The following is a 17,249-nucleotide window of genomic DNA, read 5'->3' as shown; positions in this document are numbered from 1 at the left end:
GCAGCGTTTACGAACTCTGCCGCCGGATGTCTTCAATCAAATGCGAGCGCCTTCGTGAAAACGTGGGGATACCTCAGACTCTGACCCCTGTTTCGCCTGTTTCGTATCACACTAGCTGGGTGGCTTTAGCCCGCCCTATGGCCCTGTCGCACCCATCTAGTCCTCGGGTCTGGCATGTCCCAAGATATCCCGAGCCACAACTAGGACGAATCCGGGTTTTGCCGTCGCAGGAACTCCATGGTGCTGACTTTGCTGGTGGTTATGAGTCAGGCCCAGCGTGGATAGCAGTGTCCCCACCGCCGCAAAAGGACCTTCTAGCGCAAATCCTAGGGCAGAAATGCCTAATCCGAGTATCCCGGAAGCATTTCGGCGCAATGCTCCCGAGCGTCTTGTAGCTTGGGCAAGTTCGGCCCTGACTTCCTCCGCTTGCTCTCTGAGTTCGGCCACGCAGTCTTCCCAACCATCGGCTCTAGCAACGCCTGCTCTAGCTGCTAGCCTTCTTGCCAAAAACTCCCGCAATGACGGCAATGCCTGGGATGCTTCATGGCGAAGTTGAATCGTCTGCTCAACTGTCAATCCATTCACCCAGGGGAGTTCTGCAGCCCTTTGGCCTTCGAACTCTCGGTAGTTGAAGTCCTCTCCTGCCAAACCCTCTGCTGTCAACAGACCCCGTAGCCCAGACCGCGAGTTCGAGAATACGGCGCCACTTACCATGCTGGCGTCTCTTGCGTCCCAAAGCGCAAACCTAACGGCCCGGATAGCCATCATCTTTATCAGGCCACGATCTGATTCCTCTGCGAGTCTTGATCCGAATCGCACGAACAGAGGCGGCTCAAACATTGACCCGGTGTTGATTGCTGTGTATTCATCCGTTCTTTCAACAGACATCGCGCCGTCAGTCTGCTGTATTACAGCGTCGGCAAGAACTTCAACACGACGCTCAAACTCATCCATACAGCTCACGCAAGTCGGCAGCACGGGGGCAATAAAACGAAGTAGCCCCTCCCTCACGAGCGGCTTAAGCTGGTGTAGCACATAGACGTCAGCCGTTAGTCTTTCGAGGTCGGCATTGGTAGGTCTTCCCTTAAGATCAAGGATCGTCTCACGCAGAAAATCGTGCATTGTGACTTGGTCTGCCATAAGCGCAATGCTTCTGGATATTCGAGTTGCGTAGCCGATTCGACATAACGGAGCTTGGCAAACACCATCCCTCCCAAACAGATCCAGTCCGCCACTCAAAACGGCTCTAAATACAGAAGGGTCATTCCCTAGATCAGGGAGCATCTCAAAGTTGGCAATTCGAGCCTGGCTACGCAGTTCTGAAAACATCGATTTCAGCTGTCTGCAGACCGCTCTCGCGTCGCTGAGATCAAAATTCTCATTGAGCAACATTGCAATATGAGGCGGCACACCGACTGTCGGATCGATCATCTCCGCTCTCCAATTTTCCAACTTATAGGATAAGCCTTAGCCTGCAGCGATGAAGCATCGTGATCACCACCCGGCGGGCTTGAGCCAACCTATGGCCAGGCTGTTAGGCGTCCTTACGGAGCCAACCGTTGTCCGATCTTTCAATCTCGAAGTGTGATTTAATATATTCGCTGAGCGCTAAAGCAACGTGATACAGCGGAGCGGGCTGCGTTTCAAGTACAGGCTTCTCGTAAGGATAACGCCACGTTTTGAAAGTATCCTTCTCATCGGCGAGAAGTCTTCTAAGGGCATCATCATTAAGTTCAGTGAAGCCGATTTGAAACTCAATGAACTCTGACTGCACGGCATGGGGTAGTGCGTTGAAGAGCGACAAGAGGTCGTGCCCATCACCTTTAGGGCGTCCAACTGAGTAGGCGACCAGAAGTGCTTTTAGTTGAATTTCAATGGCAAGCGTCAAGCACGTTGTGACGGGAAGCGTTGGGACGAGTGCGCCGTTGTCGTCGTTGATCCCGTCACTGTCAATGATGATCTTGGCACCACCCAGATAGGAGCGGGCGGCCTCGAACATGAGGCTAATGGTGTCGATCAGGTTGCCGTCACGTGTCATAGCCACTTATTTCCTGAACTATGCCGGCTTGCGTCGCAGGCCCGGCTTGAACTAGTTGTGAAGGTTCATAACTTAGCCTTCGCCAGAAGACGTTGATGTTCGCTCTTGGCTTTCTGCAGCCGTTCATTGGCGGAAGCCAAAGCTTGGCGCTGGGCATCAAGGACCGACTGGAACTCAGTAGCCAAAGCGCCGGCGGGCGAGCCTACTGCAGCACAGATACTCTTGAAGGGATCTTCAATTCGCTGCAAATGGGCGAGTACGTTGTGCGCATCTGCAACAGCCAAGTTCTCCTGACCTACCAAGTAAGACGCGTAGTCGAGTTGCTCTTCGTATGTCACAGCATGCCCCTATGGCTGAACTAATCCGACCCGCGAAAGTGATTCGGTTGAATCAATTGCTAAGTGCCATTGGCCGGCAGCCTCAAGGGCACTTAGAACCAACCCAGCCTAGGACCTTGGGTATAAGTTTTATGAAGCCTTAGCATCACCACATCCGTTGTGACGAGAAGTCTTCGATCAATCCAAGCTCCTCCAGCCGAATTGCCATGGCGGTTGGAGAAACCCGGAATTTGTTTGCTAGCGAATCAAATGGCAAGCCCATGTACATACTTGCCTGAGCGACGACATAAGAAACATCTCGCGTGTTACGAAGTTTGTGAAGACCGGCACGAAGACTAAGCCCAAAAATTGATTCCTCATTCAAGCGGAATACATCGGTGCCGAACCGTTTTGCAAACTCTCCGAAGACCAGTTTCGGAGACATCAAGTAAGCTGACGTAAACCTATCTGCTTCAACTTCGACCTTCTCTTTGCGGTATTGCGGCCCTGACAATGCGCGGTCGCGATGCAAGCCGTTCATGGCTGGATGAAGAACGGCGTGCGCCAATTCATGTCCTGCCGTGAAACGCGTTTCTTGATGTGTCAACTGAGACGAAATACGTACAATTTTTCGACCCGTATCAATCTGCCCCGCAACTCGCACGCGACGTCCGCAATCGAACATCTCACCCAGATCAATTTCCGTTAGCACTTCAAAGCCGAGCATGCACAAAGCAATTCCCGGCTCCAATAAATCTACTGGATTGTCTGGAATCCGTCCTTTAAACAAATCGCAACGGCTGTTCCAAACCGACCAACGCAGTTGATGCGCCTGCTCCTCGATGGTGGATGCTTTCCGAAGCTGAACTACCTTCTGGTCAATGCCCGCCTTCATGATGATTCCTCACCCGCACTTCGAATAACCACAGTTCAAACACGTAGCGCAGCCGTCCATGATGACGAGCGCTTTGGTGTTGCACTTGTGGCAGAGGGTGGCGGAGGGGGGAAAGCTGGTGCCGTCGCCGGTGACGGCGATGTCTTCGGTGCCGTTGGAGGGCTCAAGATCAAGAGCGACCCCTCCCCGGCCCTCCCCTGCTTTCGCAAGGGAGGGGGAAGAGCTTACGTCAGAGTTTTTTTTTGCGCGGTTTTCGTATTGGGCGCGTTTTTCGGCCAGGATGGCGCGTTGGTGGTCGCTCATTTCCGGGTCGTGGATCAGGCCGATCGACTTCATGTGTTCTTCGACGATGGCGCCGAGTTCGGCGACCAGGGATGGCATGTAGACGCCGCCGGCCTTGAAGTAGCCGCCGCGGGGGTCGAACACGGCCTTCATTTCATCGACCAGGAAGGTGACGTCGCCGCCCTTGCGGAACACGGCGGACATGATGCGGGTCAGGGCGACGATCCACTGGAAGTGTTCCATCGACTTGCTGTTGACGAAGATCTCGAACGGGCGGCGCAGTTCGTGTTCGGTACCAGCGTTGAGCACGATGTCGTTGATGGTCACGTACATGGCGTGTTCCACCAGCGGGGATTTGATCTTGTAGGTGCTGCCGATCAGCACTTCCGGGCGCTCGATGCGCTCGTGCATGTGGATGATGTCGGCGGTAGGCAGTTCGGCCTCGGCCTTGGCGCGGCTGACCGACTCGGCGAGGACGACCGGCGCGGATTCGCGAGCCTTGTCTTCCGCGGTGAGTACGCTGTAGCCCTTGATTTTCTTGTCGATCTTGACGGCCATACGGGGAATCCTGTTTTGCGTTTACGTTGAATTGGTATTGGGTGGTGCGGGCGTTGCGCCTGGCCCCCACCCCAACCCTCCCCCGCACGCGGGGGAGGGAGTGGAGCACTTACTGCACTTATTTACGGGCCGCTTTCTTGGTTGCTTTCTTGGCGGCTTTCTTCGGGGCCTTGCTGGCGACTTTCTTAGCCGCTTTCTTGGGTGCTGCTTTTTTTACCGCTTTCTTGGCTGGTGCTTTTTTTGCTGGCGCTTTCTTGGCAGGCGCTTTCTTCACTGCTTTCTTGGTGGCGGCTTTCTTGGCGGGTGCCTTTTTGGTCGCTGTCTTGCTGCCGGTTTTCTTGGCTGCTTTCTTGGCGGTCTTCTTTGCCGGCTTCTTGCCGGTTACGCGGCTTTGCAGGCTGGCGGCTTCTGCCTTGGCAGAAGCGCTGGCTGCGGCCAATTTCTTCTTGGCGCTGGCCACGGTTTTCTTGACTGCCTTGGTGGCCTTGTCGGTGCGCTTGGTGACTTCCTTGCGCGCGTTCTTGGCCGCTTTTTTCGCCTTGGCGACGGTGGCGTTGGCGCTGTTGACCATCGCTCCGCCGATTTCCATCGCCTTGTCTTTCACGCTTTCGGCGGCGTCGGAAAGCGTCGCCGCTACACCATTACCGTTATTCATGCTGCCCTCCTAATGGGCGTGGGTTGTGACGCTGCCGATGCTATACCGGTTGTTGCGGGTTTTGCGGGTTGATGCGTGTGGAAGTTGCTGCGCTTCATGTTGGGTGGAGCGGTTGGGTTTGGAAATGCAATCAAAAGCAACTCGCGTTGCTCGCTTCCCCCTCCTGCCCCTCCGGGCATCCTCCCCCGCAAGCGGGGGAGGAGATGGAGCAATTGCAAAAGCAAGATCAAGAGCTTTACCCCTCCCCAGCCCTCCCCTGCTTTGCAAGGGAGGGGGAAAAGCAACAGCAAGATCAGGAGCTTTACCTCTCCCCGGCCCTCCCCTGCTTCGCAAAGGAGGGGGAAAAGCAAAGCAAGAGCAAAAGCTTTACCCCTCCCCAGCCCTCCCCTGCTTCGCAAGGGAGGGGACGAAGCTCAGGGCAGAAACTAGAACTTGCCGTAGTAGCCTTCTTTCAGGGCGTCGAAGAGGTTGGCGGCGGTGTGCATTTCGCCGTCGTATTCGATCTGTTCGTTGCCTTTGACTTCCACCACGCTGCCGTCTTCCAGTTCGAAGCGGTAGGTGGTGTTTTCCAGGTCGGCTTCCTTGACCAGCACGCCCTGGAAGGCGGCGGGGTTGAAGCGGAACGTGGTGCAGCCTTTCAGGCCCTGCTGGTGGGCGTAGCGGTAGATGTCCTTGAACTGCTCGTACGGGTAGTCGGTGGGGACGTTGGCGGTCTTGGAGATGGAGCTGTCCACCCACTTCTGCGCGGCGGCCTGTACGTCGACGTGTTCCTTGGGGTGGATGTCGTCGGCGGAGATGAAGTAGTCCGGCAGCTTGGCGTCGGCTTCTTCGGCGAACGGCATGGCCTTGGGATTGACCAGGTGGCGGTAGGCCAGCAGCTCGTAGGAGAACACGTCGACCTTTTCCTTGGACTTCTTGCCTTCGCGGATCACATTGCGGCTGTAGTGATGGGCGAACGAAGGTTCGATGCCGTTGGAGGCGTTGTTGGCCAGGCTGAGCGAAATGGTGCCGGTGGGCGCGATGGAGCTGTGGTGGGTGAAGCGCGCGCCGACATCGGCCAGCTCATCCACCAGGTCCGGAGCCACCGAGGCCACGCGCTGCATGTAGCGGCTGTACTTGGCATGCAGCACTTTGCCGGGGATTTCCTGGCCGATCTTCCAGCCGTCCTTCGCCATTTCCGGGCGCTGGCGCAGCATGGCGGCGGTCACTTCGAAACGCTCTTCCATGATCGGCGCGGGGCCTTTTTCCTTCGCCAGGGCCAAGCCCATTTCCCAACCGGCCACGGCCATTTCGCGGGCGATGGATTCGGTGAACTCGCAGGATTCCGGGCTGCCGTACTTGTGCTTGAGCATGGTCAGGGTGGAACCCAAACCCAGGAAGCCCATGCCGTGGCGGCGCTTGCGCAGGATCTCGGCGCGCTGCTGTTCCAGCGGCAGGCCGTTCACTTCCACCACGTTGTCGAGCATGCGGGTGAACACGCGCACGACTTCCTTGTATTCCTCCCAGTCGAAGGTGGCTTCGTCGGTGAAGGGCTTGCGCACGAACGTGGTCAGGTTGACCGAACCCAGCAGGCAGGCGCCATACGGCGGCAGCGGTTGTTCGCCGCAGGGATTGGTGGCGCGGATGTTTTCGCACCACCAGTTGTTGTTCATCTCGTTGACGCGGTCGATCAGGATGAAGCCCGGCTCAGCGTAGTCATACGTGGAGACCATGATCATGTCCCACAGGTGCCGCGCGCGGATGTGGCCGTAGATCTTGCAGGCGACCAGGCCGTCGTCGCGAACGACGTAGTTCTTGTGGGTGGGCCAGTCGCGCCAGATCACCTGGTTGGCGTCTTCCAGGTCCAGGTCGCCTTTTTCCTTCACGTTGACCGGGAACACCAAGGGCCAGTCGGCGTCGCTGTCCACGGCTTCCATGAAGCCGTCGGTGATCAGCAACGACAGGTTGAACTGGCGCAGGCGGCCGTCTTCGCGCTTGGCGCGGATGAAGTCCTTGACGTCCGGGTGACCGATATCGAACGTGCCCATCTGCGCGCCGCGGCGGCCGCCGGCGCTGGACACGGTGAAGCACATCTTGTCGTAGATATCCATGAAGGACATCGGGCCGGAGGTGTACGCGCCGGCGCCAGCGACGAACGCGCCGCGCGGGCGCAGCGTGCTGAACTCGTAGCCAATGCCGCAGCCGGCTTTCAGGGTCAGACCGGCTTCGTGGACTTTGTCCAGGATGCCGTCCATCGAATCCTCGATGGTGCCGGACACGGTGCAGTTGATGGTGCTGGTGGCGGGCTTGTGCTCCAGCGCACCGGCGTTGGACGTGATGCGGCCAGCGGGGATCGCCCCACGGCGCAGCGCCCAGACGAAGCGTTCGTACCAGTAGGCGCGCTTCTCGGGAGTGGCTTCGGCATCGGCCAGGGCACGGGCCACGCGCTGGTAGGTGCCGTCGATGTCGGCATCCAGCGGATCGCCCTGCTTGGTCTTCAGCCGGTACTTCTTGTCCCAGATGTCCTGGGACGCCGGCTGCATCGGGATGAGGTCTGCCGGCTGTTCTGTTTTGATCGCCTCGAGGCGCACCGTACTCATGATTTTGTTGTTCTCCTTATTCTTGTTCTTGAACCAGGTTCAATGCATCGGCGGCCTGGCGCCCGCCCTTTGTTTACGACCTACCACCTACGACCTTCCCCAGGCCGATGCGGCGACGCCGCGCGCGCGGCTGCACAGGGTGCGCCACGCAGGTTTCTGGTTGATGTAATTGGGCCCTGGCAACGCTGCCATGCCCATGATTTCCCTCGCCATCTCACACTTCTTCCCAGGTGCTTGATCCCAAGCCAAACCCCAGTACTTTGGGTCCATCACGCACCTGACCGCTATATGTAGTGGCGGAGCGAGACTCGCAAGCTACGCCCGGTCGGGCGGCCTGTCAACCGGATTGACAGCTGTTTTCGGTTGCGCCAAAGGGGTGCGCGGATGGCCCTGGACAGGCCGATATCGGGGCGCCCACAGCTAACGCCGGACGGCCGAAAAACCGGACTTCATTGCCGGTTTAACGACCTGTGCGCAGACTCGTTCAGCTATCCCGGCGGACTTGAGTTTCGCCCCTTCCACCGCGATCTGAATATGCACTCAGAAGACCCTTCACGCCCACCGGATATGACTCGACCGATGCGCCTGCGCCCTTTCCCCACCTTGTTAGCCCTCACCGCCGCTGCCGCGTTTGGCGGCTTTGCCGCGACCGCCCTGCAAGACACTTTCGAAAAGCCGGCCCAGGCCAGCCCGGCCGCGGTGGCCGCTCTTCCCGCCATGGCGACCCTGCCGACGGCGGTGGACGGGCAGGCAGTTCCTTCACTTGCGCCCATGCTGAAGCGGGTCACGCCGGCGGTGGTGAGTGTCTACAGCCGGCAGACGGTGCGGGTGGCCAGTCCGCTGGGACCGTTCGCGGATGATCCGTTTTTCCGCCGCATCTTCGGCATTCCCGACATGCCGCGCGAACGCGTGGAGCGCGCGCTGGGTTCGGGCGTGATCGTCGATGCGCAGCAGGGCCTGGTGCTGACTAATCACCACGTGGTTGAGAATGCCGAGGGCGTGTCGGTGACCCTGAGCGACGGGCGCACGATGGAAGCCGAGTTCATCGGTTCGGATCCCGACACCGACGTGGCGGTGATCCGTATTCCCGCCAACAATCTCACTGCCATCCCGCTGGCCGACAGCGACCAGCTGCAGGTAGGCGATTTCGTGGTGGCAATGGGCAACCCGTACGGCCTGGGCCAGACGGTCACGTCCGGCATCGTGTCGGCGGTGGGCCGCAGCGGTATCCCGGTGATGGGATTCCAGAACTTCATCCAGACCGATGCGTCGATCAATCCGGGCAACTCCGGCGGTCCGCTGGTCAACCTGCAAGGCCAATTGGTAGGCATCAACACCGCCAGCTTCAACCCGCGCGGCAGCATGGCCGGCAACATCGGCCTGGGCTTCGCCATTCCCATCAACCTGGCGCGCAACATCAAGGACCAGTTGGTGAGCACCGGCGAAGTCAGGCGCGGCACGCTGGGCATCGAAAGCCAGGATCTCGATGAGCGTCTGGCGCAAGGCCTGGGCCTGGAAAACGCCCGCGGTGCGCTGGTGACGCGTGTGTATCCGGGTTCGGCCGCCGCGGCCGCGGGTTTGCAGGCGGGCGATGTGGTGTTGTCAGCCAACGGGCAGCGCATCGATAACAGTCCGTCGCTGCACAACTTCGAAGGTTTGCAGGAAGTCGGCAGCCGCATCACGCTGGATGTGCGCCGCGAAGGCAAACCGTTGCGGGTGACCGCCACGCTGAAAGAAGGCCTGCGCTCGGTGGACGGCGGCACGCTGGACCCGCGCTTGCAGGGCGCCACTTTCAAGGAACTGGACGAAAGCAGCCGTCAGCAGCTGCGCAGCATGGGTGCCAATGGCGGTCTGCAGGTGGGCACCGTGGCCCGAGGCAGCCGCGCATGGAACAGCGGTCTACGCCCGACGGATGTGGTGGTGGCCGGCACCAGTGGCAACTTCAGCGACCTGACCAGCTTCCGCGCCAGCTTCGAACGCAAGCCGCAGCAGCTGGTGCTGCGGATACTGCGCGGTGGGCGAGCTGCGGATGTGTTGATGCAGTAGCTGGGGTTAGCCCCCTTTCGAAAAGGGGGCGGGCGTCCGCGTGGCGGGCGACGGGGGATTTGCTTTTACCTTTGCTTTTGAAGAGCAACAGCAAATCCCCCTCAATCCCCCTTTTCCAAAGGGGGAGGCAAAGCAAAAGCGCTTCTCGCTTTTTCGATTCCCGATTCCCCATTCCCCATTCCCAGCTCCCCCGTAACAGCTTATTCATGCCCTCCTGCTATAGAGTTGTCGCTCACCTGCCGTAGGAGACGACGATGAGCCCACCAACTGCTTCCGATAACCTGAAGGGCAACCTGAGCGAAGCCGGGTCGCACCTCAAATCCGCCGCTTCCGCCGCCAGCGAGGCCATCAAGGAGGCCGCTGGAGCTGCTGGCGAAGAACTGCGACTGGGCAAGGCCAACGTGAAATCCGAACTGGCCGACAGCGCGTTGTCCGGTATCGCCGCCGCTGAATCGGGTGGTGCTGCCGCACGCGAGCAGGTCGATGCGCTGATGGACAAAGGCCGCGATCTGATCGACAGCGCCGCTGAATTGATTCGCGAGCGTCCGCTGGCTTCGTTCGGCGTGGCTTTCGCTGCGGGCTGGATCATCGCCAAACTGGCGCGTAGCGGCGACAAGTAAGCCGAATCGTGGTGAGCGAACCCGGCCAAACGCCCGACGCTGCCGGCTCGCCCGACGGTCCCCCGCCCGACAGCAGCGCTCCTCCCGGCCTGGATGAAACCTTTCGCCAGGTCGGCGCTGCCGGGCGTGCTGCCTTTGGCTCGGCCAAGGACACCGGGCACGCCATGCGCCGGTTGTTCTCGGCCGACCTGGCACTGGCGCGCAGCGCCTTCGGGCGCGCGCTGGCGTGGGTCGCGGTGGGAATCGTGTTTGGTGCTTCCGCCTGGCTGCTGGTCACCGGCGCGCTGATCGCGCTGCTGCAGCGCTTTGGCTGGTCGTGGCTGCAATCGCTGTCGTTCGTGGCAGCGATCAGCTTGATCATCACCGGCGTGGCGGTGTGGAAAGTGGGGCACTACTTCGACCTTACCGGCATGCACGCCACCCGTCGTCAGCTGTCGCGACTGGGATTTCTCGACGAGAAAGATGACGACGAGCCGGCGCCGCCGGAGAATCCAAGCCCATGAAGTTCGGACTGCTGCAAAAACGCGTGGAGCGCGCCGAGCGTCTGGTGGAACTGCGCGCCGAGCAATCCGTGTGTGAGTGGGAAAGCTTGAAACAAACCTGGCGCGCCGGTTGGACGCCCGCACGCATCGTCGCTGCGGGATTGGCCGCCGGCTTTCTGGTCGGGCGCGCCAATCCCATGCGAGCGCTGAGCGGCACACGCTGGATGCCATTGGTGAGTTCGATCTCCAGCCTGTTCGCCAGCCTGAAAGCGGCGATGGCTGCCGGGCAAGCCGGTGAGGCGGCGGACACGGCCGTGGAAACCGCCGATCAAGCCGCGGCCCACTCGCAGACAGCCCCGGCTTTCGATGATCTGGAAGAAGAGCCCGTGGTGGACGAGGCCTTCTACGACGAAGACGAAGACGGCGATCCCATCGCCCCGCGACCGGCTGAAGCGGCGACCGAGGTTTCGGAACGCTGAGCAAAAGCTCGCGCCGGGACGGCGCTCCTACAACAACGTTCGCCCGTGTAGGAGCGCCGTCCCGGCGCGAGCTTTTGCTTTTGCCTTTTCGCCAAGCCAGACAAACGGGACGGCCCCGAGGAGTTCACGCCGGGACGGCGCTCTACGGATGCCGAAACGATTCCCACCTGCGGCGCTGACAAAGGTATTTAATGCAGCCATCACCATCGGGCGACCATCCTTCATGCACACCCTTGCGAGCGGCCTTCTTTGAACGTTTCCGCTGACTCCGATACGTCACCATCCGGCGAAGCGACGACACCGGAAACCGCCCTGCCGCCACGGCCGCGCGCGCCGGTGTCGCTTTTGGTACTCGCCACGCTGGCGGTCTGCTTTACGCTGTGGGCGGTGCAGGATGTGTTGCTGCCGGTGTTGTTGGCGGTGTTCTTCGCGCTGGTCGGCAATCCTTTCATTCGATTGCTGCGGCGGCTGTACATACCCCGATTCATCGCCGCGTTGCTGGTGCTGGTGGCGGGCATCGCCGGCATGTTGGCGTTGGCCAACCAGCTATTGCCGCCGGCGATGGAATGGGCCAGCGATGCACCGCGAGAAATGCGCCAGCTGGCACCCAAGCTGCGCGCGCTGACCAAGCCGATGCAGGACGCCAGCAAGGCGGCCGAAAGCTTCGCCCGCGCGGCCGGCGGCGACACCAGCAAGCGCCCGCCGCTGGTGCATATGGCACCGGACGATCCCTACCGCTTGCTCACCGCTACGCCCAAGCGGCTGGCATCGATCCTGGCGGTGGTGTTGCTGACGTTCTTCTTCATGGTCTATGGCGAAAATCTGCAGCGCAATGCGATTGCGTTGATGCCGGGGCGGCAGCAGAAGAAATTCACCGTCGGCATCTTGCAATCGATCGAATCCGAAGTGTCGCGCTACGTGCTGACCATCAGCGTGATCAACGTCCTGGTGGGTGTGGTGTTTGCCGGCGTGCTGTACGCGCTGAAGGTTCCTCCGACGGAGGCGCTGCTGTGGGGCACGATGGCGGCGGTACTGAACTTCGCGCCATATGTGGGGCCGCTGATCGGGGTTCTGGTGATGGTGGCCGTCGGCTTCATCACGTTTGATGATCTGTGGGAATCGCTGCTGCCTTCAGCGTCGTATCTGATGCTGCACACGCTGGAAGGCCAGATCATCACGCCCATCGTGCTGGGCCGGCGCATGGCCTTGTCGCCATTGATATTGATCCTGGCGCTGATGGTATTCGGGTGGTTGTGGGGGATCATCGGTTTGCTATTGGCGGTGCCGCTGCTGGTCTGCATCAAGCTGGTGCTGGCGCGGGTGGAAGGCATGGAAGGCTGGGCGAAGTTGTTGGAATGAGAGGTGGTGAGCGTCGTAGAGCGGAGCTTGCTCCGCTGCTTTTGCTTTCCGCGAAAAGCAGCCGAGCAAGCTCGGCTCTACAAGAGCGCTGGCGGCTATTCGTTATCACCTGCCGTTGCGACGGCTTCATTGCTACTGGTTCGGTATTATCGCGGGGCGCAGCTCGGCTCTACAAAAGCGCCGTCAGCTATTCGCTATCATTCGCCGTTGCGACGGCCTCATTGCCACTGGTTCGGTGCTATAGCGAGGCGCCCCATTACGTTAAGATGTCGCGGTGAGCTTTCCTGTCCGCGCCATCACCCTTGATCTCGACGACACTCTCTGGCCGTTCGCCCCTATCGGTGCGCGGATCGAGCAGGTGCTGCATGCGTGGTTGCTGGAACATAGTCCGCGCACCGCGGAGTTGTTCCCAGTTGAAAAGATGCGTGCGCTGCGCGAACAACTCTTCGCCCAACACCCGCAATTGCATCACGATTTGAGCGCACTGCGGCGGCTGACCTTGCAGCAGGCGCTGGCCGAAAGTTGTGCCGATCCTTCGCTGCTTGAACCGGCGTACGAGATCTTCTACGCCGCGCGCAATCAAGTGGAATGCTATCCCGACAGCATTGCCGCGCTGGAGCGCATTGCCGCGCGCGTGCCGGTGGCTGCCGTTACCAACGGCAATGCCGATCTGGAGCGCATTGGACTCGCGCAGCACTTTGTATTTCAGCTGGGTGCGCGCGAACACGGCGCTGGCAAGCCTGATCCGGGCATCTTCCACGCGGCCTGCTCGCGACTGGGGTTTCCCCCGGCTGAAGTGCTGCATGTAGGCGATCACATCGATATGGATGTGATCGGCGCGGCGCAGGCGGGCTTGCGCAGTTGCTGGATCAATCGTCCGGACCTTGACGGCCGCGCGCAGGACTGGGCGCGCCAGGATCTGCAACCGGACCTGCATTTCGACACTCTCACCGCGCTGGCCGACTGGCTGGACGCTCATCCCCAATTTGCCACGGAGCATGCCGCCGCATGAGCCTTCCCCACGGTTTCACCGATTCCGCCGCCAACGCGCTGCCGCTGTATGTGCTGGAGCGCGCGCAACTGGATGCCTGGCGTGCGACGCAGCCGGCTGCCACTGGCGCTTGGCTGGATGCGCAGAGTTTTACTGCGGCAGCTGGCACGCTGATGTTGTTGCCTGGCGATACCGGCATCGCGGGTGCGGTGATCGGTATCGGTGATCCGCTGGATCCGTATTCCTATGCACACGCGCCGCTCGGTTTGCCAGTAGGCGACTGGCAGCTGGCGGGCGACCTGGCTGCCGATGCGCGCGCTGCATTGCAGCTGGGCTGGGGACTGGGCAGCTATCGCTTCGATCGCTACAAGACGCCGCTGCGCAAACCGGCACGACTGCTGCTGGAGCACGCCGATCCAGAAACCTTGCACGTGTTGGCTGCCAGCCTGCGCGTGCGGGATCTGGTCAACACGCCGACCGAGCACATGGGCCCGGACGAGTTGGAAGCGATCGCCCGTGAAATCGCATCGACGCATGGCGCGCAATTCGAAGCCATCACCGGCGACGAACTACTGACGCAGAATTTCCCCGCCATCCACGCGGTCGGCCGCGCCTCGCATCGCGCACCGCGTCTGATTGCGTTGCGCTGGGGTGAACCCACTCATCCGCATGTGGCGCTGGTCGGCAAGGGCGTGTGCTTCGATACCGGCGGCTTGGACATCAAGCCAGCCGATGGCATGCGCAACATGAAGAAGGACATGGGCGGTGCCGCGCATGCGATCGCCTTGGCGGAACTGGTCATGGCGCAGCGTTTGCCGGTGCGATTGACCTTGCTGGTGCCTGCGGTGGAGAACGCTATTGGCCCGAATGCGTTCCGCCCGGGCGAAGTGGTCGCTACGCGCAAGGGCATAAGCGTGGAAATCGACAACACCGACGCCGAAGGCCGCATGGTGCTGTGCGATGCGCTGACGTATGCGGGCGAGCAGTCGCCCGACCTGATCCTGGATTTCGCCACGCTGACCGGCGCAGCACGCATCGCGCTTGGTCCGGATTTGCCGGCGCTGTTCGCCAACGACGATGCGCTGGCCAATGCGTGGATCGATGCGGGCATGCAGCGGCGCGATCCGGTGTGGCGTATGCCGCTGTGGCGCCCTTATCTGCGTTACCTGACCAGCAACGTCGCCGACCTGGCCAACGCCGGTTCGCGCATGGCCGGCGCGGTCACCGCCGCACTGTATCTGGAGCGCTTCGTACCCGCCGGGCAATCGTGGGCGCACCTGGACGTCTATGCGTGGAACGACAGTGATCGCGCTGGACGGCCTGCAGGCGGCGAAGCAATGGCGTTGCGTAGCGCATTCGAACTGCTGAAAGGCCGCTACGCGTTGTAGGAGCGCCGTCTACGCTTTGTAGGAGCGGCGTCCCGCCGCGAGCTCTTCCCGGCAGATCGCGATGAAGCCAAGAGCAATTCAAGCCCCAGGCGTCCGCCATCCGGGCGCGCTGCGGCGCGCTTTTGATCACGCACGCCGAGAGGCTACCGGGGCGCGGAGCGGCGTCTCGGCGCGAGCTCTTCCTGCAGATCGCCATAAGAGCGAAAAGCTCGCGGCGGGACGCCGCTCCTACAAGAAAATGTTTGAGCTGGAGGATGGCTTCCTAGCCTCGGTAATGTAGGAGCGCCGTCTCGGCGCGAGCTCTTCCTGTCAGATCGCGATGAAGCCAAGAGGAATTCAAGCCCCAGGCGTCCGCCATCCGGGCGCGCTGCGGCGCGCTTTTGATCACGCACGCCGAGAGGCTACCGGGGCGCGGAGCGGCGTCCCGCCGCGAGCTCTTTCTGGCAGATCGCCATAAAAGCGAAAAGCTCGCGGCGGGACGCCGCTCCTACGGAAAATGTTTGAGCTGGAGGATGGCTTCCTAGCCCTCGTAAATGTAGGAGCGCCGTCTCGGCGCGAGCTCTTCCTGCAGATCGCGATAGAGGCGAAAGCTCGCGGCGGGACGCCGCTCCTACAAATTTTTGATCCCGATGATGGCGTTCTTTCGACGGATTGCGCTATCACAGCAAGCCTTTCTGCCGCGCCAATCGATAGGCCTCAATCCGATTGCCGACGCCCAGTTTGCCGATGGCCTCGGAAAGATAATTACGCACCGTGCCTTGCGACAGGTTCAACTGGCGCGCGATCTCGCTGGCCGACATTCCCTCACCGGCCAGCCGCAACACTTGTCGTTCGCGATCGTTCAGGGGATCGGCTTCCGACCAGGCTTCCACCGCCAGTTGCGGGTCGATGGCGCGGCCGCCGGCCTGCACCTTGCGTAGCGCATCGGCCAGGTGTTCGGCCGGTGCGTCCTTCAGCAGATAGCCGACGACACCCGCTTCCAGCGCGCGGCGCAGGAAACCGGAACGCGCGAAGGTGGTGACAATGACGACCTTGCAGCCGATGTCGTGACGCTGCACGCGCTGCGCCAGCTCCAATCCGGTCAGGCCGGGCATCTCGATGTCGGTCACCAGCACATCCGGCCGCAGGCGTTGCAGTTCGCGCCAGGCGATTTCGCCATCGGCGGCGGTGCCGATCACATCGATGTCAGGTTCCAGATTCAACAGCGCCGACAACGCGCCCCGCACCATCGCCTGATCTTCGGCCAGCAGTACTCGGATCATGGGATGTGCCGGGAAAGAAAGACGCCAGCAAGCTAGCAGAAGCGCCGACGGAAGGCGCTAGGGCAGCAACGAAGCCGGGCCCATCGCAGCCGGCAATGCTTGGCTCTCCTTCTCCGCCGGCGGCAGCGGAAGCTGCACCTCCAGCGTGGTGCCGCGGTTCGGTGCCGAATCGATGCGCAAGCCGCCGCCCAGCGCTTCCAGTCGCTCGCGCATGCCGGTCAATCCATTGCCGGGCACCACCGCGCTGCCACGGCCGTCGTCGATGACGCGCAGGATCACTTGGCGGTTGGTGAAATGCACCGACACCTCCGCCTTGCCTGCACGCGCGTGCCGCTGGATATTGGTCACCGCTTCACGCACCGCTAAAGCCAGCACGGTTTCCAGTTCCGGTGGAATCGGCTTGGGGTCGGCCTGGTAGGCGAACGCGATACCGTCGGATTCCATCAGCAGCTTGGCCGATGCCAGCTCCGCCGCCAGTCCCGCCGCACGAATGCCGCTGACCGCACGTCGCACCTGCGACAAAGCATCGCGCGCGACCCGGCTGACGTCGTCGATTTCTCGCTTGGCGGCCAGCGGATCGCGTGTCATCAACTTGCCGGCCAGATCCGATTTCAATGCCACCAGCGATAGCGTGTGCCCCAGCAGATCGTGCAGGTCGCGACCGATGCGTTCGCGTTCGGCCAGCGCCGCCAGTCGCCGCACTTCCTCGTGGCTGAGCGCCAGTGCCGCGTCGGCCTGTGCACGGCGAGCGACGCTGATATTCATCAATCCGACCGCCAGCCCTACCAGCACCGCGCTGGCCATGTACAGCAACGACCAACCCAGCCACAGCCACTCGGCTACGTACAGCCCCAACAGCACCACCATCCATGACGTGGCGCCGCGCGGTGTCGCGCAGAACGCGAAGAACGCGCAGGCGTAGATCAGATATCCCTGCGCGCCGGGATTGAACGGGGTAACCACGAAGCTCAGTGCGGCAATGCCCAGCGTATTGCCCAACAACTGCCGGCGATCGCCGAAGTAGGCCCGGTAGTACAACACCAGGAACACCGCATAGCTGGCGACGGTGGGCCACAGCCAGTTCTTGAAATATTCCGGCTGATACAACGGTGTAATGAAGATCCACACCGACCACACCAGCATCATCACCGGAAACCAGTGCCGCTTCTTGGGAGTGAACTCGCCGCTCAGGCTGCCCATGCCGCCTATCCCACGCGTGCGCAGCAGCGAGTTCGGGTTGGGGCGGAACAGGTGGATGATCACGGGAAGGTCCTCATCGGGATCGCATCGGCAGCCAC

Annotated in this window: 16 protein-coding genes; 7 read left to right on the top strand and 9 right to left on the bottom strand. The window is 61.2% G+C overall.

The window, feature by feature from the left end:
- Nucleotides 1-156: 156 nt before the first annotated feature.
- The 7 genes from AADW18_RS12240 to AADW18_RS12210 form a co-directional block, all read right to left on the bottom strand.
- A complete protein-coding gene (locus AADW18_RS12240) occupies nucleotides 157-1,431 on the bottom strand; it encodes a hypothetical protein (RefSeq protein ID WP_337343661.1) in 1,275 nt (424 codons plus the stop codon).
- 103 nt (nucleotides 1,432-1,534) lie between these two features.
- A complete protein-coding gene (locus AADW18_RS12235; RefSeq protein WP_337343660.1) occupies nucleotides 1,535-2,038 on the bottom strand; it encodes a hypothetical protein in 504 nt (167 codons plus the stop codon).
- A gap of 65 nt (nucleotides 2,039-2,103) precedes the next feature.
- The gene (locus AADW18_RS12230) at nucleotides 2,104-2,376 is read right to left on the bottom strand and encodes a hypothetical protein (protein WP_337343659.1); all 273 of its coding nucleotides are present in this window, start codon (nucleotides 2,374-2,376) and stop codon (nucleotides 2,104-2,106) included.
- Nucleotides 2,377-2,521: 145 nt separating this feature from the next.
- Nucleotides 2,522-3,250, bottom strand: coding sequence for an ImmA/IrrE family metallo-endopeptidase (locus AADW18_RS12225; protein WP_337343658.1), 729 nt, complete (start codon nucleotides 3,248-3,250; stop codon nucleotides 2,522-2,524).
- Between the two features lie 9 nt (nucleotides 3,251-3,259).
- A complete protein-coding gene (locus tag AADW18_RS12220; protein WP_337343657.1) occupies nucleotides 3,260-4,090 on the bottom strand; it encodes an NrdJb in 831 nt (276 codons plus the stop codon).
- 118 nt (nucleotides 4,091-4,208) lie between these two features.
- Nucleotides 4,209-4,745 carry a hypothetical protein gene (locus AADW18_RS12215; RefSeq protein ID WP_337343656.1) on the bottom strand — a complete coding sequence of 179 codons (537 nt, stop codon included), beginning with the start codon at nucleotides 4,743-4,745 and terminating at the stop codon, nucleotides 4,209-4,211.
- A gap of 425 nt (nucleotides 4,746-5,170) precedes the next feature.
- A complete protein-coding gene (locus tag AADW18_RS12210) occupies nucleotides 5,171-7,324 on the bottom strand; it encodes an adenosylcobalamin-dependent ribonucleoside-diphosphate reductase (RefSeq protein ID WP_337343655.1) in 2,154 nt (717 codons plus the stop codon).
- 585 nt (nucleotides 7,325-7,909) lie between these two features.
- Between AADW18_RS12210 and AADW18_RS12205 the strand changes: the two genes are divergently transcribed.
- From AADW18_RS12205 to AADW18_RS12175, 7 genes are all read left to right on the top strand, one after another.
- Nucleotides 7,910-9,370 (top strand): Do family serine endopeptidase, encoded by a 1,461-nt coding sequence (locus tag AADW18_RS12205; RefSeq protein WP_337343675.1) that lies wholly within the window; start codon nucleotides 7,910-7,912, stop codon nucleotides 9,368-9,370.
- Between the two features lie 254 nt (nucleotides 9,371-9,624).
- Entirely contained in the window at nucleotides 9,625-9,990 is a 366-nt protein-coding gene (locus tag AADW18_RS12200) for a hypothetical protein (protein WP_337343654.1), read from the top strand.
- An 89-nt stretch (nucleotides 9,991-10,079) separates the two neighbouring features.
- Nucleotides 10,080-10,493, top strand: coding sequence for a phage holin family protein (locus AADW18_RS12195; RefSeq protein WP_337343674.1), 414 nt, complete (start codon nucleotides 10,080-10,082; stop codon nucleotides 10,491-10,493).
- Nucleotides 10,490-10,951 (top strand): protein sip-5, encoded by a 462-nt coding sequence (locus AADW18_RS12190; protein ID WP_337343653.1) that lies wholly within the window; start codon nucleotides 10,490-10,492, stop codon nucleotides 10,949-10,951. The genes AADW18_RS12195 and AADW18_RS12190 overlap by 4 nt, the downstream gene beginning before the upstream one ends.
- Nucleotides 10,952-11,263: 312 nt before the next feature.
- Nucleotides 11,264-12,310, top strand: a complete 1,047-nt coding sequence (locus AADW18_RS12185) for an AI-2E family transporter (RefSeq protein WP_337343673.1) — start codon at nucleotides 11,264-11,266, stop codon at nucleotides 12,308-12,310.
- Between the two features lie 274 nt (nucleotides 12,311-12,584).
- Entirely contained in the window at nucleotides 12,585-13,322 is a 738-nt protein-coding gene (locus tag AADW18_RS12180; protein ID WP_337343652.1) for an HAD-IA family hydrolase, read from the top strand.
- The gene (locus AADW18_RS12175; RefSeq protein ID WP_337343651.1) at nucleotides 13,319-14,689 is read left to right on the top strand and encodes a leucyl aminopeptidase family protein; all 1,371 of its coding nucleotides are present in this window, start codon (nucleotides 13,319-13,321) and stop codon (nucleotides 14,687-14,689) included. Before AADW18_RS12180 ends, AADW18_RS12175 begins: the two co-directional genes overlap by 4 nt.
- 659 nt (nucleotides 14,690-15,348) lie before the next feature.
- Here the strand turns inward: AADW18_RS12175 and AADW18_RS12170 are convergent.
- On the bottom strand, nucleotides 15,349-15,951 hold the full coding sequence (locus AADW18_RS12170) for a response regulator transcription factor (RefSeq protein WP_337343650.1): 603 nt from the start codon (nucleotides 15,949-15,951) through the stop codon (nucleotides 15,349-15,351).
- Nucleotides 15,952-16,008: 57 nt separating this feature from the next.
- Nucleotides 16,009-17,214 (bottom strand): sensor histidine kinase, encoded by a 1,206-nt coding sequence (locus AADW18_RS12165; protein WP_337343649.1) that lies wholly within the window; start codon nucleotides 17,212-17,214, stop codon nucleotides 16,009-16,011.
- Between the last annotated feature and the right edge of the window lie 35 nt (nucleotides 17,215-17,249).

It is taken from the genome of Pseudoxanthomonas sp. CCNWLY206-1 (assembly GCF_039710385.1).
Lineage (GTDB): Bacteria > Pseudomonadota > Gammaproteobacteria > Xanthomonadales > Xanthomonadaceae > Pseudoxanthomonas_A.
This window is presented reverse-complemented; position numbering and strand designations above follow the sequence as displayed.

Coding starts and splice junctions, on each gene's coding strand:
- AADW18_RS12190 (WP_337343653.1), top strand. CDS start 10,490: ATGAAGTTCGGACTGCTGCAAAAACGCGTGGAGCGCGCCGAGCGTCTG.
- AADW18_RS12220 (WP_337343657.1), bottom strand. CDS start 4,090: ATGGCCGTCAAGATCGACAAGAAAATCAAGGGCTACAGCGTACTCACC.
- AADW18_RS12225 (WP_337343658.1), bottom strand. CDS start 3,250: ATGAAGGCGGGCATTGACCAGAAGGTAGTTCAGCTTCGGAAAGCATCC.
- AADW18_RS12175 (WP_337343651.1), top strand. CDS start 13,319: ATGAGCCTTCCCCACGGTTTCACCGATTCCGCCGCCAACGCGCTGCCG.
- AADW18_RS12200 (WP_337343654.1), top strand. CDS start 9,625: ATGAGCCCACCAACTGCTTCCGATAACCTGAAGGGCAACCTGAGCGAA.
- AADW18_RS12215 (WP_337343656.1), bottom strand. CDS start 4,745: ATGAATAACGGTAATGGTGTAGCGGCGACGCTTTCCGACGCCGCCGAA.
- AADW18_RS12240 (WP_337343661.1), bottom strand. CDS start 1,431: ATGATCGATCCGACAGTCGGTGTGCCGCCTCATATTGCAATGTTGCTC.
- AADW18_RS12170 (WP_337343650.1), bottom strand. CDS start 15,951: ATGATCCGAGTACTGCTGGCCGAAGATCAGGCGATGGTGCGGGGCGCG.
- AADW18_RS12235 (WP_337343660.1), bottom strand. CDS start 2,038: ATGACACGTGACGGCAACCTGATCGACACCATTAGCCTCATGTTCGAG.
- AADW18_RS12210 (WP_337343655.1), bottom strand. CDS start 7,324: ATGAGTACGGTGCGCCTCGAGGCGATCAAAACAGAACAGCCGGCAGAC.